The sequence below is a fragment of the Eleftheria terrae genome, from assembly GCF_030419005.1.
Lineage (GTDB): Bacteria > Pseudomonadota > Gammaproteobacteria > Burkholderiales > Burkholderiaceae_C > Caldimonas > Caldimonas terrae.
This window is the reverse complement of sequence record NZ_CP106952.1, coordinates 100,545-120,440: the sequence shown is the minus strand read 5'-3', so window position 1 is coordinate 120,440 and position 19,896 is coordinate 100,545. Positions and strand designations below refer to the sequence as shown.

18 protein-coding genes are annotated in these 19,896 nt (G+C 69.8%); 15 read left to right on the top strand and 3 right to left on the bottom strand.

Annotated features, from left to right (window positions below):
• Positions 1–3: 3 nt before the first annotated feature.
• From N7L95_RS24890 to N7L95_RS24860, 7 genes are read left to right on the top strand one after another with little or no spacing between them, the layout of a single operon-like run.
• Entirely contained in the window at positions 4–453 is a 450-nt protein-coding gene (locus N7L95_RS24890; RefSeq protein ID WP_301260314.1) for a ribulose bisphosphate carboxylase small subunit, read from the top strand.
• Positions 450–1,163: a ribulose-phosphate 3-epimerase gene (gene rpe, locus N7L95_RS24885; RefSeq protein ID WP_301260313.1), complete on the top strand. Its 714-nt coding sequence runs from the start codon at positions 450–452 to the stop codon at positions 1,161–1,163. Before N7L95_RS24890 ends, rpe begins: the two co-directional genes overlap by 4 nt.
• On the top strand, positions 1,163–2,143 hold the full coding sequence (gene cbbX / locus N7L95_RS24880; RefSeq protein WP_301260312.1) for a CbbX protein: 981 nt from the start codon (positions 1,163–1,165) through the stop codon (positions 2,141–2,143). Before rpe ends, cbbX begins: the two co-directional genes overlap by 1 nt.
• A gap of 58 nt (positions 2,144–2,201) precedes the next feature.
• Positions 2,202–3,248 (top strand): class 1 fructose-bisphosphatase, encoded by a 1,047-nt coding sequence (locus N7L95_RS24875; RefSeq protein WP_301260311.1) that lies wholly within the window; start codon positions 2,202–2,204, stop codon positions 3,246–3,248.
• A 22-nt stretch (positions 3,249–3,270) separates the two neighbouring features.
• Positions 3,271–4,146 (top strand): phosphoribulokinase, encoded by an 876-nt coding sequence (locus tag N7L95_RS24870; RefSeq protein WP_301260310.1) that lies wholly within the window; start codon positions 3,271–3,273, stop codon positions 4,144–4,146.
• 15 nt (positions 4,147–4,161) lie between these two features.
• Positions 4,162–6,195, top strand: coding sequence for a transketolase (gene tkt, locus N7L95_RS24865; RefSeq protein ID WP_301260309.1), 2,034 nt, complete (start codon positions 4,162–4,164; stop codon positions 6,193–6,195).
• A gap of 10 nt (positions 6,196–6,205) precedes the next feature.
• Positions 6,206–6,928 (top strand): HAD-IA family hydrolase, encoded by a 723-nt coding sequence (locus tag N7L95_RS24860; RefSeq protein ID WP_301260308.1) that lies wholly within the window; start codon positions 6,206–6,208, stop codon positions 6,926–6,928.
• Positions 6,929–6,953: 25 nt separating this feature from the next.
• Here the strand turns inward: N7L95_RS24860 and N7L95_RS24855 are convergent, their stop codons facing one another.
• Together N7L95_RS24855 and tsaE are read right to left on the bottom strand one after the other, a co-directional pair.
• The gene (locus N7L95_RS24855; RefSeq protein WP_301260307.1) at positions 6,954–8,330 is read right to left on the bottom strand and encodes an N-acetylmuramoyl-L-alanine amidase; all 1,377 of its coding nucleotides are present in this window, start codon (positions 8,328–8,330) and stop codon (positions 6,954–6,956) included.
• Positions 8,331–8,334: 4 nt separating this feature from the next.
• Complete coding sequence (gene tsaE, locus N7L95_RS24850) at positions 8,335–8,808, bottom strand: tRNA (adenosine(37)-N6)-threonylcarbamoyltransferase complex ATPase subunit type 1 TsaE (RefSeq protein WP_301260729.1); 474 nt, start codon at positions 8,806–8,808, stop codon at positions 8,335–8,337.
• Between tsaE and queG the strand changes: the two genes are divergently transcribed.
• The gene (gene queG / locus N7L95_RS24845) at positions 8,803–9,912 is read left to right on the top strand and encodes a tRNA epoxyqueuosine(34) reductase QueG (protein ID WP_301260306.1); all 1,110 of its coding nucleotides are present in this window, start codon (positions 8,803–8,805) and stop codon (positions 9,910–9,912) included. The genes tsaE and queG overlap by 6 nt on opposite strands.
• 465 nt (positions 9,913–10,377) lie before the next feature.
• Positions 10,378–10,923, top strand: a complete 546-nt coding sequence (locus tag N7L95_RS24840; protein ID WP_301260305.1) for a DUF4256 domain-containing protein — start codon at positions 10,378–10,380, stop codon at positions 10,921–10,923.
• Positions 10,924–11,040: 117 nt separating this feature from the next.
• On the opposite strand, the gene N7L95_RS24830 is transcribed toward N7L95_RS24840, so the two are convergent.
• Positions 11,041–13,533: an oxidoreductase gene (locus N7L95_RS24830; protein WP_435870115.1), complete on the bottom strand. Its 2,493-nt coding sequence runs from the start codon at positions 13,531–13,533 to the stop codon at positions 11,041–11,043.
• Positions 13,534–13,649: 116 nt separating this feature from the next.
• Here N7L95_RS24830 and N7L95_RS24825 point away from each other — a divergent pair, with 116 nt between their 5' ends.
• The 6 genes from N7L95_RS24825 (at position 13,650) to N7L95_RS24800 (ending at position 19,891) form a co-directional block, all read left to right on the top strand.
• Complete coding sequence (locus tag N7L95_RS24825) at positions 13,650–14,186, top strand: PadR family transcriptional regulator (RefSeq protein ID WP_301260304.1); 537 nt, start codon at positions 13,650–13,652, stop codon at positions 14,184–14,186.
• A 281-nt stretch (positions 14,187–14,467) separates the two neighbouring features.
• Complete coding sequence (locus N7L95_RS24820) at positions 14,468–15,103, top strand: PIG-L deacetylase family protein (protein ID WP_301260303.1); 636 nt, start codon at positions 14,468–14,470, stop codon at positions 15,101–15,103.
• The gene (locus tag N7L95_RS24815) at positions 15,100–16,086 is read left to right on the top strand and encodes an NAD-dependent epimerase/dehydratase family protein (protein WP_301260302.1); all 987 of its coding nucleotides are present in this window, start codon (positions 15,100–15,102) and stop codon (positions 16,084–16,086) included. Before N7L95_RS24820 ends, N7L95_RS24815 begins: the two co-directional genes overlap by 4 nt.
• Entirely contained in the window at positions 16,052–16,801 is a 750-nt protein-coding gene (locus tag N7L95_RS24810) for a WecB/TagA/CpsF family glycosyltransferase (protein WP_301260301.1), read from the top strand. The genes N7L95_RS24815 and N7L95_RS24810 overlap by 35 nt, the downstream gene beginning before the upstream one ends.
• A gap of 40 nt (positions 16,802–16,841) precedes the next feature.
• Positions 16,842–18,395, top strand: a complete 1,554-nt coding sequence (locus N7L95_RS24805; protein ID WP_301260300.1) for a B12-binding domain-containing radical SAM protein — start codon at positions 16,842–16,844, stop codon at positions 18,393–18,395.
• Positions 18,395–19,891, top strand: coding sequence for a B12-binding domain-containing radical SAM protein (locus N7L95_RS24800; protein ID WP_301260299.1), 1,497 nt, complete (start codon positions 18,395–18,397; stop codon positions 19,889–19,891). Before N7L95_RS24805 ends, N7L95_RS24800 begins: the two co-directional genes overlap by 1 nt.
• Positions 19,892–19,896: the final 5 nt, after the last annotated feature.

Genomic DNA, 19,896 nt, shown 5'->3' with positions numbered 1-19,896 from the left:
GCCATGATGAGCAATCCCACCGGCCGCCTGACACAGGGCCAGTTCAGCTTCCTGCCCGACCTCAGCGACGAGGACATCGCCCTGCAGGTCGACTACGGCCTCAGGCGGGGCTATGCCTGGAGCGTCGAGTACACCGACGATCCGCATCCCCGCAACACCTACTGGGAGATGTATGGCGCGCCGATGTTCGACCTGCGCGACGGCGCCGGCCTGTTGCTGGAGCTGAAGGCCTGCCGGCAGGCTTTTCCGCGCCACTACATCCGGCTGCTGGCCTTCGACGCCTCGCGCGGCGTCGAGAGCGTCGCGATGAGCTTCATCGTGCAGCGCCCGCCGGGCGAGCCCGGCTTCGCGCTGGAGCGGCAGGAAGGGCCGGGCCGTCACATCGGCTACCGCATCCGTGCCTATTCCGCGGCCGCCCCCGAAGGCGAGCGCTATGGGGAGCCGGGCCGATGAGCGGGCCGCGCGGTTTTTGCATTGCGCCCAGCCTGCTGGCGGCCGATTTCGCCCGCCTGGGGGAGGAGGTGCAGCAAGTGGTGGCGGCCGGTGCGGACTGGATTCACTTCGACGTGATGGACAACCACTATGTGCCCAACCTGACGGTGGGCCCCGCGGTGGCCCGCGCGGTGCGCCCGTTCTGCCGGCGGGCCGACGGCAGCCGGGTGCCGCTCGATGTGCACCTGATGGTGCAGCCGGTGGATACGCTCGCGGCCGCCTTCGCCGAGGCCGGGGCCGACCTGATCAGCTTCCATCCCGAGGCCTCCGGGCATGTGCACCGCAGCCTGCAGCTGATCCGGGCCTGCGGCTGCCGCGCCGGGCTCGCGCTCAATCCGGCGTCCGGGCTGGAGCGGCTGGAATGGGTGCTCGACCAGCTCGACCTGGTGCTGGTGATGAGCGTCAACCCGGGCTTTGGCGGCCAGGCCTTCATCGAGCCGGTGTTGCACAAGATCGAGGCGGTGCGCCGCCTGATCGACCGCAGCGGCCGGGACATCCGGCTGCAGGTGGACGGCGGCATCAAGGTCGACAACATCCGCCGCGCCGCCGAGGCGGGTGCCGACACCTTCGTGTGCGGCAGTGCCATCTTCGGCCAGCCGGACTACCGGGCCGTCATTGCCGCGATGCGCCGTGAACTGGCCGCGGCGGCCGCCTTGCCGGAGGCAGCCTGATGAGCCGGCCGCTCTATGCCATCCCCGGCAGCAGCCCGCCAGCGCCCCTCGAGCCACCCGGCGCGGCACAGGACGCAGCGGATGCCGCGGCCTGCCCGCGCACCGTGGCCGAGGTGCTGGCGCAGACCCGGGTCGAGGCGGTGCTCGACGAGCTGGACCGCGACCTCATCGGCCTGGCGCCCGTCAAGCGGCGCATCCGCGAGATGGCCGCACTGCTGGTGGTCGACCGGCTGCGCCGGGCCCAAGGCCTGGCCGCCGCTTCCCCGGTGCTGCACATGAGCTTCACCGGCAACCCCGGCACCGGCAAGACGACCGTGGCGCTGCGCATGGCCGAGATCCTGCATCGCCTGGGCTACGTGCGCAAAGGCCACCTGGTGGCGGTGACGCGCGACGACCTGGTGGGCCAGTACATCGGCCACACCGCGCCCAAGACGCGCGAGGTGCTGAAGAAGGCGATGGGCGGCGTGCTCTTCATCGACGAAGCCTACTACCTCTACCGGCCCGAGAACGAGCGCGACTATGGCCAGGAGGCGATCGAGATCCTGCTGCAGGTGATGGAGAACCAGCGCGACGACCTGGTGGTGATCCTGGCCGGCTACCAGGACCGCATGGACACCTTCTTCCGCAGCAATCCTGGCATGTCCTCACGCATTGCGCACCACCTGGGCTTCCCCGACTACGCGGCCGACGAGCTGCTGTTGATCGCCGAGCGGCTGTTGGAGCAGCAGCACTACCGCTTCGGCAGCGGTGCCCGTGCCGCCTTTGCCGAGTACCTGGCCCGGCGCCTGCAGCAGCCGCATTTCGCCAATGCGCGCAGCGTGCGCAATGCGCTGGACCGCGCCCGCCTGCGCCAGGCCGGGCGGCTGTTCGCCGACCGCGACCGGGCCTACACCGGCGAGGAGCTGAGCACCCTGGCAGCCGCCGACATCCTGGCCAGCCGCGTCTTCGCCGCCGATGGACCCGATGGAGCCGAGCGATGAAGCGGCCATGCCGCACCGCCGTCCACCGCGTTCGTGGCCAACGCAAGGAGAGCCCCCGATGAATCCGCCTCCCGATCTTGCCGCCTGGCTCGCCGAGCGGGCGCCCTCCCTGGCACCGGTGCTGCTGGCCATCGCCTCCGCGTGTGCCGAGATCGCCCGCATCGCCAGGCGGGGCGAACTGGCCGCCGCCCACGGCGCGGCCGGCAGCGCCAACGCGAGCGGCGAGGCGCAGCAGCGGCTCGACCTGCTGGCCGATGCCTGCCTGTCGCAAGCGTTGGCAGCCTGTCCACAGGTGGCGGGCTGGGCCAGCGAGGAGCATGCCGAGCCGATCGCGTCGGCCACCCATGCCTGCCGCGGCGACTGCCTGGTGGTGTTCGACCCGCTGGACGGCTCGTCCAACATCGAGTCCAACATCTCGGTGGGCACCATCTTCTCGGTGTTGCCGCATGTGCTGCGCTCGGCGGCGCCCACCACCGCCTCCTTCCTGCAGCCGGGCTGGCGCCAGCTGGCAGCCGGCTATGTGGTCTACGGCCCGGCCACCGTGCTGGTGCTGGCCACCGGCCAGGGTGTGAGCCGCTTCACCTTCGATCCCCAGACCGGCGCCTGGTGGCTCACCGGCGAGGGGCTGCAGGTGCCTGCCGCCACGTCCGAATTCGCCATCAACGCTTCCAATCAGCGGCACTGGGAGAAGCCGGTGCAGCGCTACGTGGCCGAATGCGTCGCGGGCGAGGCCGGCCCGCGCGGGCGCGACTTCAACATGCGCTGGGTGGCCAGCCTGGTCGCCGAGGTGCACCGCATCCTTTCGCGCGGCGGCGTGTTCCTGTACCCGCGCGATGGCCGCCTGCCGCTCAAGCCGGGCCGGCTGCGGCTCTTGTACGAGGCGGCGCCGATGGCCTGGCTGATGCAGCAGGCGGGCGGCGCCGCGGTGACCGGCACGACCGCGCTGCTGGAGGTGGTGCCCGATGTTCTGCACCAGCGTGTGCCGGTGATTCTCGGATCGCGGGAGGAGGTGGAGCGCATCGTCCGCTACCACGCCGACCCCAACGAGAACGTCACCTGGCAGCTGTTCAAGCACCGCTCCCTCTTCATCCAGCCGCACGCCTGAGCGCGGCGCACAGGAGCCCCCCATGTCGAGGAAACATCCCGTCATTGCCGTCACCGGCTCCAGCGGCGCCGGCACGAGCACCGTCAAGCGCACCTTCGACAACATCTTCCGTCGTGAAGGCATACGGGCCGCGATGATCGAAGGTGATGCCTTCCACCGCCACACCCGCCATGCCATGAAGGCCTGCGTCGAGGCGGCCGACCGCGAGGGCCGGCCGATGAGCCACTTCGGGCCGGAGGCGAATGAGTGGGCCCTGCTGGAGCGCGAGTTCCGGGCCTACGGCGAGGCAGGCCGCTGCCGGACGCGCCACTACCTGCACAACAGCGACGAGGCGGCCCGCCATGGCCAGGACGTCGGCACCTTCACGCCCTGGCAGGACACGCCGGTGGACACCGACCTGCTGTTCTACGAAGGCCTGCACGGCTGCGTGCGCACCGCGCAGGTGGACCTGGCACGCCATGCGGACCTGAAGATCGGCGTGGTGCCCATCATCAACCTCGAGTGGATCCAGAAGATCCACCGCGACACCCATGAACGCGGCTACTCGAAGGAAGCGGTGGCCGACACCATCCTGCGGCGCATGTACGACTACGTGCACTACATCTGCCCGCAGTTTGCCGAGACCGACATCAACTTCCAGCGGGTGCCGGTGGTGGACACCTCCAACCCCTTCATCGCCCGCGACATTCCGACCGCCGGCGAGAGCATGACGGTGATCCGCTTCCGCAATCCGCGCGGCATCGACTTCCCGTATCTGCTGTCGATGATCGGTGACTCCTTCATGTCGCGGGCCAACACCATCGTCGTGCCGGGCGGCCGCATGGATCTCGCGATGCAACTGATCCTGACCCCGATGATCCTGCGCCTGGTCGAGATCGGCCGCGCGCAACACGCCTGAGGCAAGGAGAACGCCATGCATCCCGACCACCCCGACGACACCGACCGCCAGATGGCCAACGCACTGCGCGCACTGGCGATGGACGCGGTGCAACAGGCCCGCAGTGGCCATCCCGGCGCGCCCATGGGCATGGCGGAGATGGCGGTGGCGCTGTGGGGCCGCCACCTGCGGCACGACCCGGCCGACCCGCAATGGCCCGACCGCGACCGGTTCGTGCTGTCCAACGGCCATGCGTCCATGCTGCTGTATGCCCTGCTGCACCTCAGCGGCTACGACCTGCCGATGCAGGAGCTGCGGCGCTTCCGCCAGCTGCACAGCCTGACGCCCGGACACCCCGAGGTGGGCCACACGCCCGGCGTGGAGACCACCACCGGGCCGCTGGGCCAGGGCCTGGCCAACGCGGTCGGCATGGCCCTGGCCGAGAAGCTGCTGGCCGATGAGTTCAATCGCGAAGGCCACGCGGTGGTGGACCACCGCACCTTCGCATTCGTGGGCGACGGCTGCCTGATGGAGGGCATCAGCCATGAGGCCTGCTCGCTGGCTGCCGCCTGGCGGCTGCGCAAGCTGGTGGTGCTGTACGACGACAACGGCATCTCGATCGACGGCCCGGTCGGCCCCTGGTTCCCGGACGACACGCCGGCGCGCTTTCGCGCCTATGGCTGGCAGGTGCTCGGACCGATTGACGGCCATGACGTGGCGGCGGTCGATGCGGCGCTGCGGCAGGCGACGGCGCCGGACAGCGAGCGGCCAACGCTCATCGTCTGCCGCACCGAGATCGGCCGCGGCTCGCCGCACCGGGCCGGCAGCGCGAAGGCACATGGCGAAGCGCTGGGCGAAGCCGAGGTGCAGCTGACGCGCGAGGCCATCGGCTGGCCGCATCCGCCGTTTCACATCCCGCCGCCGGTCTATGCCGCCTGGGACGCCCGGGCGCGCGGCGCAGCATGGCGGCAGCACTGGCATGCCCGGCTGGCAGCCTACCGCGACGCCCACCCCCGGCTGGCCACGGAATTCGAGCGCCGTCTGCGCGGCGAACTGCCCGGCGACTTCCAGGAAACGCTGCTGCCCCTGCTGGCCGGTTTCGGCGCCAGCACCGAGGCGGTGGCCACCCGCCGGGCCTCGCAGCAGGTGCTGGCGGCGCTCGCCCATGCACTGCCGGAGCTGCTGGGCGGCTCGGCCGACCTCACCGGCTCGACGCTCACCGACTTTCCCCGCTGCGGCGCGGTGGCCGGCGACCGGCCGGGCGGGCGGCACATTCACTACGGCGTGCGCGAATTCGGCATGGCCGCCGTGATGAACGGCCTGGCGCTGCATGGCGGCTGGCTGCCGTATGGCGGCACCTTCCTCACCTTCAGCGACTACAGCCGCAATGCCCTGCGCATGGCGGCACTCATGCGCTGCCGGGTGGTGCATGTGCTGACGCACGACTCCATCGGCCTGGGCGAGGACGGGCCGACGCACCAGCCCGTCGAGCATGCGGCCAGCTTGCGGCTGATTCCCGGGCTGGATGTCTGGCGTCCCTGCGACACCGCAGAGACCGCGGTGGCCTGGAGCAGCGCGGTGCAGCGGCCGGGACCCAGTGCCCTGCTGCTGTCGCGCCAGGTGTTGCCGGCGCAGCGTCGCAATGCGGAGCAGGTCACCGCCATTCAGCAGGGTGCCTACGTGCTCAGCGACCGGCCACAGGCGCTGGCCGTGCTGCTGGCCACCGGCTCGGAGGTGGGGCTCGCGGTGCAGGCCCAGGGACTGCTCGATGCGCGTGGCGTGCCGGTGCGCATTGTCTCCATGCCCTGCAGCAGCGTGTTCGACCGCCAGCCCGACGAGTGGCAAGCGCAGGTGCTGCCGCCGGGCCTGCCCCGCTTTGGCGTCGAGGCCGGCGTGACGCGGTGGTGGAGCCAGTACGGCTGCGTGGCGGCGCTGGGGCTGGATGGCTATGGCGCCTCCGCGCCGGCCGCGGAGCTGTCGCGCCACTTCGGGCTCACCGCCGAGCGGCTGGCCGAACACGTGGTGCTGCACCTCGACGCCCTGCAGCGCGCACTGCCGGCCGCCGGCTGAGGCGCCGGCCGTGCTGCGCGCGCTCATCTGGGACATTGACGGCACGGTGGCCGAGACCGAGCGGGATGGCCACCGCGTGGCCTTCAACCTCGCCTTCGAGTCGATGGGCCTGCCATGGCGCTGGAGCGAATCCGACTATGGCCGGCTGCTGCAGGTGGCCGGTGGTTACGAGCGCCTGCTGCACGACCTGGCCCAGCGGCCGGACGCCCCGCCGCCGGGAGCCGCGCGCGAACGGCTGGCCGGCGAACTGCACCGTCGCAAGAACCGCTTCCACCTCGAGCGGCTCGCGGGTGCCGGCCTGCCGCTGCGGCCGGGTGTCCGGGCGCTGATGGAGGAGGGCCGCAGCCTGGGCGTGGCCCAGGCGATCGCCACCACCAGTGGCCGGGCCAATGTGGAGGCCCTGCTGCGCCCCGCGCTGGGAGCCGGCTGGCCGGGCCGCTTCGCCGCGGTGGTGTGTGCCGAAGACGCGCCTCGCAAGAAGCCCGACCCCCAGGCCTACCGGCTGGCCTTGCAGCGGCTGGGCTGCCGGCCCGTCGAGGCGGTGGCGCTGGAAGACTCGCCAAACGGGCTGGCCGCGGCCCGGGCCGCCGGCATCGCCACCGTCATCACGCGCAGCGCCTACTTCGCGGCCGGCCCGTTCGACGGTGCGCTGCGGGTCTGCGACGACCTGTGCACGCCGCAGCCTGTCACGCTGGCACGGCTGGGCGAGTGGCTGCGCGAAGGGGGAGCGTGAGGGTCGGCCGGCCGCCGCTGCGCCGTCAGAGCTGCCGGTTGCGGGCCAGCGGCGGGTTCTTGGCGAAGTAGCGCCGGATGCCGGTCATGATGGCATCCACCAGTTCTTCCTGGTAGTCGGCGCTCTTGAGCTTGGACTCTTCCTCGGGATTGGAGATGAAGGCGGTTTCCACCAGGATCGAGGGAATGTCGGGGGCCTTCAGCACCGCGAAGCCGGCCTGCTCGACCCGCGACTTGTGCAGCTTGCCGACCTTGCCGATCTGGCCCAGCACCTCGCTGCCGACACGCAGGCTGTCATTGATCTGGGCGGTGGTGGACATGTCGAGCAGGGCCCGCATCACATGGCTGTCGGCATGCTTCACGTTGACGCCGCCCACCAGGTCGGCCGCGTTTTCCTTCTGCGCGATCCAGCGCGCGGCGGTGCTGGTGGCCCCGCGCTCGGACAGCGCGAAGACCGAGGCGCCGCGCGCCTGCGGCGTGATGAAGGCATCGGCGTGCACCGAGATGAACAGGTCGGCCTGCACCCGGCGGGCCTTGTCCACCCGCTGGTTCAACGGCACGAAGAAGTCCGAGTCGCGGGTCATCAGGGCCCGCATGTTGGGCTCGGCGTTGATGCGCTCGCGCAGCTTGCGCGCGATCTGCAGCACCACGTCCTTCTCCTTCAGCCCGCTGGGCCCGATGGCCCCCGGGTCCTCGCCGCCATGGCCGGGATCCAGCGCCACGATGACTAGGCGGTCGATCTTCTTCTTTTCCTTCGCGTCCAGCTCGGCCTTGCGCGTACCGGGGCCCGGGGGCGCCGCCGGCCCGGCGGCCGGTGACTCGGGCGGGGCCGAGGCCGCTGCCACCGGCGGCGGGGCGGCCGGCGGCTTGCTGTTGTTGCCCTTGCTGCGGTCGATGAACTCGCCGAGCGCGTCGTTGATGGCCGCCTGGGCCTGTCGCTCCGCCTTTTCCTTGTCGCGGATCAGCGCCAGCAACGGATCGGGCTCCACGGTGGGGTGGAGGTCGAACACCAGCCGGTGCTGGTAGTGGGCCACCGGTGCCAGGGTGAACATCTGCGGCAGTGCGGCCTGCTTCAGGTCGATGACCAGCCGCACCACGCGGGGCTGGTTCTGGCCGACCCGCACGCCGGCGATGTAGGGATCATCCGCCCGCACCTTGCCGACGATCTCGCGCAAGGCCGGGCTCAGCTCCAGGCCCTCGATGTCGATCACCATGCGGTCGGGGTTGCCCACCACGAAGTGCTTGGCCTGCAGCGGCGTGTCGCTTTCCAGGGTCACGCGGGTGTATTCGTCGGCAGGCCACACCCGCACCGCCACGATGCTGGCGCCGAAGGCGAGGCGGGGGGCGGTGAGCAGCAGCACCAGGCTGCCGGCATGTCGAAGGAGTTCGCGCCGCTGTGTCATGGGGTCATGCAGCCAGCAAGGCCTGGCCGAGGGGGGTGTGGGCAGTGAGGGTCACTTCGCGTTGGTCATCCGGCGCCGTGGCAAGTTCCATGCGCAGGTCGGCGACCGGCAGCAGGCCACCGGCGCGCTCGGCCCATTCCACCAGCTTGAGGCCGGGGCTGGCGAGGACATCGCGAAAGCCGGCGTCCTCCCATTCGCGGGGGTCGTCGAAGCGGTAGAAGTCGAAATGCCAGGCCGGCAGGCCAGGCAGCTCGTAGGGCTCCATCACCGCGTAGGTGGGGCTCTTGATGCGGCCGGTGACGCCCAGGGCGCGCAGCAGGTGGCGCACGAAGGTCGTCTTGCCGGCGCCCAGGGGGCCCTGCAGTTCGATGAAGGCAGTGCGCAGTTCGGGCCGCCGGGCGAGGCCTTGCGCAAAGGCGGCACAGGCGGCCTCGTCGGCCCAGTGCAGGCGGCGGCTTTCTAGAATCGGGGGATGCATCAATCCAAGGTCGTCGATCACGCCGCCCTGCTGGCCGAGGTCGGACAGTGGGCGCGTGAGCTGGGATTTTCACAGATCGGCGTCGCGGGCGTCGACCTGGCCAGTGCCGAGGCCGGCCTGCTGGCCTGGCTCGCCGAAGGATTTCACGGATCGATGGCCTATATGGAGGCGCACGGCCTGAAACGGGCGCGGCCGGCGGAGCTGGTGCCCGGCACGGTGAGCGTGATCACCGCCCGCATGGACTACCTGCCGCGCGGCACGCCGCCCGGCTGGCAGGCGGTGGAGTTCGACCGGCTGCGGCGACCCGAAGCGGCCACCGTGTCGCTCTATGCCCGCGGGCGCGACTACCACAAGGTGATGCGCCAGCGCTTGCAGAAGCTGGCCGACCGCATGGCCGAGCGGCTGGGGCCCTTCGGCCACCGCGTCTTCACCGATTCGGCACCGGTGCTGGAGGCCGAGCTGGCCAGCCGCAGCGGGCAGGGCTGGCGCGGCAAGCACACCCTGGTGCTGCACCGGGAGGCGGGCTCGATGTTCTTCCTCGGCGAGATCTACCTCGACCTTGCGCTGCCGCCGAGCGCTCCCGAGAGCGCGCATTGCGGCTCCTGCAGCGCCTGCCTGCAGGCCTGCCCCACCGGCGCCATCGTGGCGCCGCACCGGCTGGATGCCCGGCGCTGCATCTCCTATTTGACGATCGAGCATGCCGGGCCGATTCCGCCGGAGCTGCGGCCGCTGATGGGCAACCGCATCTATGGTTGCGACGACTGCCAGCTCGCCTGCCCTTGGAACAAGTACGCCCAGCGTGCCTCTCTGCCGGACTTCGACGCCCGCGCGCCGCTGACCGATCCCCCCCTGCTAACCCTGTGGGCGTGGAGCGAAGCCGATTTCCTGCGCTACACCGAAGGCAGCCCGATCCGCCGCATCGGCCATGAACGCTGGCGCCGCAACCTGGCGGTGGCGATGGGCAACGCGCTGCGCGCCGGGCCGCAGCCGGCGATGGAGCAGGCCCTGCGCGAGGCACTGGCAGCGGCCAGCCCGCTGCTGGCGGAGCACATCGAGTGGGCGCTGCGGCAAGGCGGACCGGACGCCGGGAGCCGGAACCCCTGAACGGCCGCCAGGGGCGCCCTTCGGGGAAGGCCCCCTCCTGCGCACCCCCCACAGGCTGGACGTGCAACGCTCGGCACGAGAACCGCTCCGCGAGGGCGCGGGTGGGGCTGGTGGACGCCGATGACCCGCCTTCCTCCCTCCCCCGGGCCAGAGCGTACGGGACCGGCCCCGGCCCCAGTCCCCGCTGCCCCGGCAAGGCACGGCGACCCCAGGCGATCGCAGGATGGCAGGTTCGGAGAGGCGGCGCCGGACGGCCGGCGATATAAATGGGGCCGCAACAAGCCGGGGCGGCCCCGCGATCGGGGAGGGCCGACGGTGGGTCGGTGCCTGCCCGGCCGCAAGGGGCGCTCGCCCGTGACCCAGGCCGGCGCTGCCGCCCGGACCGGCCAGTTGCGCCACCGGAGGTGCCAGCCGTCGCGGCCCTGGCGCCTGTCTTGCAACTCAACACCAGCTGGCTCCAAGAACATGAAGGCACAAGAACGCAGCGAACTGCTCCAGGCATTGAAGGCGCGGTTCGAGAAGAACATGCAGCGCCACCACGGCATCGCGTGGGCGGACGTCCAGGCCCGGCTCGAAGGCAGCGCCGATGCACTGAAGTCGCTCCTGGCCATGGAGCAGACCGGCGGCGAGCCGGACGTGATCGGCAGGGACCCGCAGACCCAGCGCCTCACCTTCTGCGATTGCTCGCGGGAAAGCCCGAGCGGCCGCAGGAGCCTCTGCTACGACCGTGCCGCGCTGGACGCACGCAAGGAGCACAAGCCCGAGGGCAGCGCGATCGAGATGGCGGCCGACATGGGCATCGAGGTGCTCACGGAAGACCAGTACCGGGCGCTGCAGGCACTTGGCGAGTTCGACACGAAGACCTCCAGCTGGATCCGGACGCCGCCGGAGCTCCGTTCACAGGGCGGGGCGCTCTTCGGCGACCGCCGCTATGGCAGGGTGTTCGTGTATCACAACGGCGTGCAGTCCTACTATGCCGCACGCGGCTTCCGCGGCCTGCTTCTTGTGTGAGCAGGCGCCGGCAGTGAAGGGTCCTGGCGGGCCGCGCCGGGGGCGCTGCCGTGGGTCGGCGCCGGGCCAGGCCGGCGCTGGAGCACGGCGCTTCCCGCCCCGTGCTCGCAGCGGCGTTCAGGCGGTCTTCATCGCCGCCAGGTAGGGCGCCAGCCGGCGCCCCATTTCCTCACCCAGCGCCTGCAGGCCGCTCATTGGCCGGATCATCACCTCGAAGTCGACGATCTTGCCGTCCTCGTCGAAGCGGATCATGTCAATGCCCTTGAGCTGCTTGCCTTGCACGGTGGCGCTGAACTCGAGCACCACGCTCTGGCCGTCCGCATCGATGAACTCACGGTGGTAGGCAAAGTCCTCGAAGACCTGGATGACGGTGCCCAGGATCAGCTGCACCGCCTGGGCGCCCGGGTAGGGCGTGTGGGCCATTGGCGAGCGGAACACCGCACGGGGGTGCAGCAGCTCCGGCAAGCCGGACATCCGGCCCTGCTGCACCATGGCATGCCAGGCCTGCAGCGACTGCGCGGCCTTCGGAGCAAGCCGCGGTGCCGGCATGGATGATGGCGCCGGCTCTGCGGCCTGCGGCGCATCCGGGTCAAAGCGCAGCGCGAGCTCGGTCCCCTGGCCGATCGCCCGCTTGGCGTCGAGCTCCATCGCCCGGTCGGCACCGCCGATGAGGTGGACACGGCAGCCGGCGGCCTCCAGCCCGGCCTGCAGCTCCCGCTGCGGCTCCTGGCCGGCGCAGACGATCACCTGGTCCACCGGCAAGGTGAGGTCGCGGCCGTCCACCGTGATGTGCAGGCCTTCGTCGTCCACCTTGCGGTAGCTGACCCCGGGGATCATCTCCACGCCCCGCTGCTTCAGCGAGGCGCGGTGGATCCAGCCCGTCGTCTTGCCCAGGCCGTCACCCACCTTGCTGGTCTTGCGCTGCAACAGCCAGATCTTGCGAGGCGCCGGTGGCCGCTGCGCCGGCTTCAGGCCGCCGCGTGCGGTGCCGCTGCGGTCCACGCCCCATTCATCGAAGAACCGGGCGGCGTCCAGGCTGGGCGACACACCCTCGTGCAGCAGGTACTCGGCCACGTCGAAGCCGATGCCGCCCGCGCCGATGATGGCCACCTTGGCGCCCACCGGCTGCTGGGCCCGCAACACGTCCAGGTAGCCCAGCACCTTGGGATGGTCCACGCCCTCGAACTGCAGCGTGCGCGGCGTCACCCCGGTGGCCAGCACGACGTGGCGGAAGCCGGCCTCGACCAGGTCGGTGGCGCTGACGGCCTGCCCCAGGCGCAACTGCACGCCGGTGATTTCGAGCTGCCGCCGGAAGTAGCGCAGCGTCTCGTGGAACTCCTCTTTGCCGGGCACCTGCTTGGCGATGTTGAACTGGCCGCCGATCTCGTCGGCGGCGTCGAACAGCGTGACGTCGAAGCCGCGGCGTGCCGCGGTGGTGGCGAACGCCAGCCCCGCCGGGCCAGCCCCGACCACCGCGATGGACTCGCGCCGCGGCGCGGGCGACGCGACCAGCAGCGTTTCATGGCAGGCACGCGGGTTCACCAGGCAGGAGGTGACCTTGCCCGCGAAGGTGTGGTCGAGGCAGGCCTGGTTGCAGCCGATGCAGGTGTTGATCTCGTCCGCCCGGCCGGCCGCCGCCTTGGCGACGAAGTCCGGGTCGGCAAGGAAGGGCCGCGCCATCGACACCATGTCCGCCATGCCGTCGGCCAGCACCTGCTCGGCGACCTCGGGCGTGTTGATGCGGTTGGTGGCCACCAGCGGAATGCCGACCTTGCCCTTCAGCTGCTGCGTCACCCAGGCGAAGGCCGCCCGAGGCACCTTGGTGGCGATGGTGGGGATGCGTGCCTCGTGCCAGCCGATGCCGGTGTTGAGCAGCGTCACGCCTGCGCCTTCCAGTGCCTGCGCGAGGCGGACCACCTCGTCCACCGTGGAGCCGCCTTCCACCAGGTCCAGCATCGAAAGCCGGAAGATGATGATGAAGTGGGGCCCGACCCGCGCCCGGGTGCGACGCACGATCTCCAGCGGGAAGCGGATGCGGTGCTCGTAGCTGCCGCCCCATTCGTCGCTGCGCTGGTTGGTTTGCTCGGCGATGAACTCGTTGATCAGGTAGCCCTCAGAGCCCATGATCTCCACGCCGTCGTAGCCGGCGCCCTGAGCCAGCGCCGCGGCATTGGCGAAATCCTCGATGGTCTGCTCGACCTCGGAAGAGGTGAGGGCATGGGGGCGGAACTGGTTGATGGGCGCCTTCAGGGCGCTGGGCGCCACCAGCTGCGGGTGGTAGGCATAGCGGCCGAAGTGCAGGATCTGCATGCAGATCTTCCCGCCGGCCTCGTGCACAGCCCGGGTCACCACGCGGTGCCTGTCGGCCTCGGCTTGCGTGGTCATCGCGGCGCCGCCGGGCATGGGCCGGCCCCGGTCATTGGGCGCGATGCCGCCGGTGACGATCAGGCCGACCCCGCCACGGGCCCGCTCGGCATAGAAGGCGGCCATCCGCTCGAAGCCGTTGTCCACTTCCTCCAGCCCCACATGCATCGAGCCCATCAGCACGCGGTTGCGAAGGGTGGTGAAGCCCAGGTCCAGCGGGGCCAGCAGGTGCGGGTAGGGGGTCATCGGTGTCTCCTCTCGAATCGTGGGCGGTGGAATGCAACCAGTTGCATAGTCTAGTGGCGGTCGGCGCATTCATGCAACTGGTTGCATAGCCGGGCCGTGTCGTATGCTTCGCCCCCATGTCCTTGCCCCATGCCCTGTTGACCTCGCTGACAGAGAAATCGTCGTCTGGCTACGACCTGGCCCAGCGCTTCGACAAGTCGATCGGCCACTTCTGGCACGCGACCCACCAGCAGATCTATCGGGAGCTGGCACGCATGGAAGAGCGCGGCTGGATCGCGTCCCAGCCGGCTGCGGATGCCGGCAAGACGCGCAAGCGCGAGTACCGCGTGCTGCCCAAGGGCCGTGCCGAACTGGCGCGCTGGGCCAACGAGGCGAGCGTGCCGATCGACTTGCGCGATGGCTTGATGGTGAAGGTCCGCGCAGCCGCGGCGGTGCCGGCGATCGAGCTCGACGGCGAGATCGAGGAACGGCTGCAAGCGCATGCGCAGCAGCTGGTCCGCTACCGCGAGATCGAGCGGCGCGACTTCGCCGGCCCCGACCTGACGCGCACCCAGCGCCTGCACCACCTGCTGTTGCGGCGAGGCATTCTTTACGAGGAAGCGTCCATCGCCTGGCTTGAGGAGCTGCGGCAGGTACTGCAACAAGGGGCTTGAGCGGCCAGGGGCCGCTGCCGCGCGGCAGCGGCGTCGCACCGGTCGCGGGCCGTTTCGGCGTGGGCGACGCCAGGCCGCGGTGCCCGCGGAATCGAAGACACGAAGTTTCATCTTCAAGTCGAAGCTGTCGGCACGGAGCCGCCATGCCCCACGGGGCCGGGGCTGCTGGCTGGGAGGAGCCGGTTGCAGCAAAGTCACAAATGCATCGTTGACAGGCGGGATCGCACCACCCAGCATAGGTCGCGATGGCTTCGGCTCAAGCGCCCTGCGCGACACACTCCATGCCCACCGCACCCGAACGTGTCCTCGTCTTTTCCCCGCATGCGGACGATGAAGTTCTCGGTTGCCACTCGTTCCTGACGCCGTCCTGCCATGTCGTGTACTTCGGCGTCGAAGATCGTGCCGAGGTCTCCCGGCAGGAACGCCTCGACGAAGTCGAGCGCAGTGCGCGGAAGTCCGGTTTCCGGTGGGAAGCGCTGGAGCACACGGTCAATGCCTACCAGGTGACGGCCTTGATTCCGGTCATGGAGCAACTCCTGCAACGCCACCGGCCCGACACGGTGCTCTTGCCCCAGCCCTCCTACAACCAGGACCATCGCGCCGTGCACGATGCAGCCATCACCGCCCTGCGCCCGCACGACAGGAACTGGTTCGTGCGCCGCGTGCTGGCGTTCGAGCAACCCGACTCGGTGCTGTGGCCCCATGGTGGCGAGCAAGGGCCGAACTACTTCCGGCCGGTCTCCATTGACGACAAGCTTCACAGCTATTCCTTGTATGCCTCTCAGGTCCGCGGTCATCGCTCGCCTGAACTCGTCACGGCGCTGGCGCGGCTGCGCGGGGCGCAGTCGGGGCATCCCTTCGCGGAAGGCTTCACTGTCAAACGTTTGGTCGAAGTTCAGGGAGCGACACATCCATGAGAGTGCTGGTGACGGGCGGACTCGGATTCCTTGGGCAGCATCTGGTCCGGCAACTGCTTCTGGACGATCCCGGCATCCGCCTGACGGTGGTCGATGACCTCAGCTCCTCGCGCATCGACCACCGATGGTTGCAAGGCAAGGCGGAGATCGTCATCGGCGACTTCGCGGCAATGCCGACTCACCGGCCGTTCGACCGCATCTACCACCTGGCCAGCCCGGTGGGCTCGCTCGGCATCCTGTCGATGAGCGGCTACGTGGCCAAGCAGATCACCGACCTTGCGGTCCATGCCGGGGAAATCGCCGCGGCCTGCGGCGCGCGCCTGTTGTATGTGTCCTCGTCGGAGGTCTACGGCAAGGGCGGCAGCCAGCACGAAAGCGACGACCTGACGGTGGCGGTGCAGACCGGCACCCGCATGGAGTACGCACTCGGCAAGCTCGCGGCGGAGCACCTCTTGCGGAACATGGCGGCGCGCTACGGGTTTCGCTTGACCGTGGTGCGGCCGTTCAACGCCCTGGGCGAGCACCAGAGCTCGCGCATCGGCTTCGTGGTGCCGACCTTCTTCGAGCAGGCCATGGCCGGCCGGCCCCTGCCCCTGTTCCACGGCGGCAGCCAGGTGCGCTGCTTCTGCCATGCCGAGGACACGGTGCGTGGACTGATCGCGGTGCAGGAGCACGGCATCAGCGGCGAGACCTATAACGTCGGCCACCCGGGCAATGCCGTCAGCATCCGCGACCTGGCAGCCCGCATCCGGGACCTGTGCGGGTCGGACTCGGTGCTGGAGCCGGTCGACCCGGTGCAACGCTTCGGCCCGAGCTATCTCGAGGCGTCCGCCAAGTCACCTTCCATCGAGAAGGTGCAGGCCCACACCGGATGGCAGCCTCGCATCGACCTGGACGCTGCCTTGCAGCGGGTCCACCGCCACTACGCGGCCCACGGAGCACCTGCCCTTGCACACGGTCAAGATCGGGTCGCTGCGGCTTGAGGTCGGCAGCCTGCAGGAGTCGGTCGCCCTGGTGCGGCGGCGGCTCGGCGGGCAGATGGCAACGGCCGCGAGCTTCGGCTTCCTCAATCCGCATGTCTACAACCTCAGCGTGGCTGAACCGGGCGTCGCGGCATTTCTCCAGCGGTGCGAGGCGGTTTGCCTGGACGGGGTCGGCGTGGCGGTTGCCGGCAGCCTGCTCAACCGCGCGCGGCTGCCACGGGTGGTCATGCACCACGTCTTCGACGATTGCGTCCGCACCGGACTGCTGCGGGGCCGCGTGGTGTTGCTGGGGCTGACCGCGGCCGAGATCGGGCAGGCCCGCCAGCATTTGGCCCGGGCTGCGCCGTCGGCCGAGTTTGTCGCCTGCCATCACGGCTTTCTGCCAGACCGGGACTATGTGGCCATCCTGCAGGAGCACCGCGATGCGGACCTCGTGCTGGCCGGCATGGGCACGCCCCGATCGGAACAGGTGCTGCTGCTGGCCGCGGACATCTGCTCGCGGGCCCTGTGCTGGCATGTGGGCGGCGGCAGCCTGCGCCACTGGGCCGGCACCAAGCGCCGGGCCCCGGCCTGGGTATCGCGCTCGGGTCTGGAGTGGCTGCACCGCATGGCCTACGAACCGGAGACCCGCCCCCGCTACACGCGCGGGCTTGCCCGCTTCGTGCGCCACCTGCTGCTGCCCGCCGGTCCACCGCCGGGCGGCCATCCACGCTGACGCCAGCCTGTTCTTCGACGCTCTCACGGAAGACCGAATCATGCGCATACTGCTTGCCAATCCTGCCTTCACGCGAGACCTCGGGAACGGGCTCGAACGCTACATGCTGGGGGCGGGCATGCGCTTTCCCTGGTCGCTGCTGAAGCGCAAGGAGGAGCGGCCGCGCTATGCGATGTTCCCGTTGTTCATGGCGTATGCGGCAGCCCTGCTGGAGCAGGACGGCTTCGATGTGCGGGTGATCGACGGCGTGCCGCTGAACCTGCGTGAGGACGAGCTGATCGAGCGAGTGCGCGAAAGCCAGCCGGACGTCGTGGTGTTCGAGCCGAATGCCGCCATCATCGACGACACCTTGCGCCTGCTCGGCAAGCTGCGCCGGGTGACCGCCGCCCGCTTCGTGCTCGCCGGCACGCACGCGACGGCGACCGCGCGCGACCTGCTGGCCCACCATGAGGTGGTGGACTTCGTGCTGCTGGGTGAATACGAGCGCACCTTGCTGGCACTGATGCGTGGCCTGCGCGAGCAGCGCGCGGTGTCCGGCCTACAGGCCGTGGCCTGCCGCGACGAGCTCGGCGGGCTGATCCTCAATCCGAGGGCCGATCCCATCGACCCGCTGGACGATCTGCCGTTCCCGGCGCGGCATCTCTTCCCGGCGTACTTCGAGCGCGACATGGGCGTGTACCGGGACGGCTTCTGCCAGCACAGCCCGTCCTTCCACATGCACACCAGCCGGGGCTGCCCCTTCCGTTGCAACTTCTGTGACCGCATCCAGGTCCTGTTCGCCAACGGCAAGCAGCGCTATTTCTCGGCACGCCGCGTGGTGGACGAGATGGAGGCGGTGAAGCAGGCGGGCGCGAAGGAAGTCTATTTCGACGACGACAACTTCACCACCAACAAGGCGCATGTCCTGGCGCTGTGCGACGAGATCGTCCGCCGGCGCGTCGGCCTCCCGTGGTCGGCCATGTGCGATGCGATCGCCCTCACGCCGGAGGTGCTCGCCCGGATGGCCGCCGCCGGCTGCATCGGCATCAAGTTCGGGCTGGACAGTGCCGACACCCAGGTCCTGAATGCCATCAAGAAACCGCTGAAGCTGGTCAACCTGGAGAAGGTGGTCGACGCCGCCAAGGCCTTGCGTATCAAGACCCACATGAGCGTGGTGCTCGGCCTCACCGGCGAGACGCCGAAGACCTTGCAGGCCACCTTCGACTATGCCTGCCGCATCGACATCGACTCCGTGCAGTTCAGCCTGGCCACTCCCTTGCCCGGCACGTCGATGTACAGCACCTTGCAGGCGGAGGGCGGCCTGACGGCCAGGCACTGGAGCGAGTTCGACGGTGCGAACACCACCGTGATCCGCTACCGGAACATGGCGCAGGCGGACCTCGAAGCCTTCATGGCGGCCTCCCACACCCGCTGGCTGCGTGCCAAGTTCAAGGACCCGCGGTGGCTGCTGCGGCAGGGCCGCTTCCTCGCCAGGACAGCCGCGAGCCAGGGCCTGCCGGGCCTGTGGAAGCGGCTGCTGCGTGCGGCACAGCTGCTGCGCGGCGATGCCCGCCAGGTCCGGGTGGCAGGCCGGCTCAAGACGATGAGGTTCTGATGAAAGTCCTGCTGTGCCACCCCAACCAGAAAGTCAGCCTTGAAGGCATGAAGGGCCGGCCGATGGTCGGCCCGCCGCTGGGGCTCCTGCTCGTGGCAGCGCATTTGCGCAGCAGTGGCCTGCCGTGCGAGGTCGAGGTGTATGACGCTCGCCTGTCGGCGGTGTTCTCCCGGAACGAGAAGGGCGAGACCCTGTTCGGCGACACCGACGCCGAGAGCGTCGAGCGCATCCGCCGAGCCAGGCCCGATGTGGTCGGCATCTCCAACATGTTCACGGTGCAGGTCGATCGGGCCTATGCGCTGGCGCGCCTGGTCCGGGAGGTACTGCCCGAGGCCATCATCGTCATCGGCGGGCCGCACGTCACGGTGTTTCCCCAGGAGGCGCTGGCGGTGCCCGCCATCGACTATGTCGTCCTCGGGGAAGGCGAGGAGCGCTTCACCGAGCTGGTGCGCGCGCTGATGGAGGGACGCACGCCGGCGGTCGAGGGGGTGGTGGGCAAGGTCCAGGTGGTGAGCCTGCCGACGCACAAGAAGCCCACCATCCGATACATCGGCGACATCGACCGGCTGCCGCTGCCCGCCTACGACCTCGTCGACCTGCCGGCCTACTTCGAGCTGGCACGCCGCGGCTTCTCGCCACGCTACCGGGAATGGGGCCAGCGGGCCATGACGGTGATCACCAGCCGGGGCTGTCCTCACACCTGCACCTTCTGCTCGATCCACGCGACCATGGGGTACAAGTACCGCTTCCACTCGCTGGACTACATGAAGCGGCACATCGACCTGCTGGTGTCGCGCTATGGGGTGGACTTCATCCATTTCGAGGACGACAACCTGACCCACATCCCCGAGCGCTACGACGAGATCATCCAGTACATGTCGACGCTGCGCCCGAGGATAGGCTGGGACACGCCCAATGGCGTGCGAGGCGATTCCTGGACACGCGAGCGCATCCGCCAGGCGAAGGAGTCGGGCTGCGAGTTCCTGACGGTGGCCATCGAGTCGGCCGTGCCGCGTGTGCTGAACGAGATCGTTCACAAGCGGCTCGACCTGGCGCGGGCCGAGGACATGATCCGCTGGTGCCACGAGTTCAACCTGCGCCTGCATGCCTTCTACATCATCGGCTTCCCGGGCGAGACGCTGGACGAGATGCGCACCACCATCGAGTTCGCGCTCGACCGCTACCGCCGCTTCGGCGTGACTCCGTTCCTACAGACCTTGATCCCGCTGCCCGGCACGCCCATCCACCGCATCATCCTCAAGTTCGGCTTCTTCAAGGGCCAGATCGAGACCAAGCACAACCAGGTGACCACCGACGACTTCGACCCCGAGCAGGTGCGCCAGCTGTACCGGCGCTACCTGTGGCGGCGCCTGGGGCTGTTCGCTTGGCGCAGCCTGACGTCGCGCCACGATTTCCTCTACAACCTGCGGCTGGTCTTCAAGTACCCCAAGGCCGTGGTGCACGCCGCTCGCAATGCGATCAGCGCGAGCTGGTGAGGACG

Coding starts and splice junctions, on each gene's coding strand:
- N7L95_RS24805 (WP_301260300.1), top strand. CDS start 16,842: ATGCGCATACTGCTTGCCAATCCTGCCTTCACGCGAGACCTCGGGAAC.
- N7L95_RS24825 (WP_301260304.1), top strand. CDS start 13,650: ATGTCCTTGCCCCATGCCCTGTTGACCTCGCTGACAGAGAAATCGTCG.
- queG (WP_301260306.1), top strand. CDS start 8,803: ATGCATCAATCCAAGGTCGTCGATCACGCCGCCCTGCTGGCCGAGGTC.
- tkt (WP_301260309.1), top strand. CDS start 4,162: ATGCATCCCGACCACCCCGACGACACCGACCGCCAGATGGCCAACGCA.
- N7L95_RS24890 (WP_301260314.1), top strand. CDS start 4: ATGATGAGCAATCCCACCGGCCGCCTGACACAGGGCCAGTTCAGCTTC.
- tsaE (WP_301260729.1), bottom strand. CDS start 8,808: ATGCATCCCCCGATTCTAGAAAGCCGCCGCCTGCACTGGGCCGACGAG.
- N7L95_RS24800 (WP_301260299.1), top strand. CDS start 18,395: ATGAAAGTCCTGCTGTGCCACCCCAACCAGAAAGTCAGCCTTGAAGGC.
- N7L95_RS24875 (WP_301260311.1), top strand. CDS start 2,202: ATGAATCCGCCTCCCGATCTTGCCGCCTGGCTCGCCGAGCGGGCGCCC.
- N7L95_RS24815 (WP_301260302.1), top strand. CDS start 15,100: ATGAGAGTGCTGGTGACGGGCGGACTCGGATTCCTTGGGCAGCATCTG.
- cbbX (WP_301260312.1), top strand. CDS start 1,163: ATGAGCCGGCCGCTCTATGCCATCCCCGGCAGCAGCCCGCCAGCGCCC.
- N7L95_RS24830 (WP_435870115.1), bottom strand. CDS start 13,533: ATGACCCCCTACCCGCACCTGCTGGCCCCGCTGGACCTGGGCTTCACC.
- N7L95_RS24840 (WP_301260305.1), top strand. CDS start 10,378: ATGAAGGCACAAGAACGCAGCGAACTGCTCCAGGCATTGAAGGCGCGG.
- rpe (WP_301260313.1), top strand. CDS start 450: ATGAGCGGGCCGCGCGGTTTTTGCATTGCGCCCAGCCTGCTGGCGGCC.
- N7L95_RS24820 (WP_301260303.1), top strand. CDS start 14,468: ATGCCCACCGCACCCGAACGTGTCCTCGTCTTTTCCCCGCATGCGGAC.
- N7L95_RS24870 (WP_301260310.1), top strand. CDS start 3,271: ATGTCGAGGAAACATCCCGTCATTGCCGTCACCGGCTCCAGCGGCGCC.
- N7L95_RS24855 (WP_301260307.1), bottom strand. CDS start 8,330: ATGACACAGCGGCGCGAACTCCTTCGACATGCCGGCAGCCTGGTGCTG.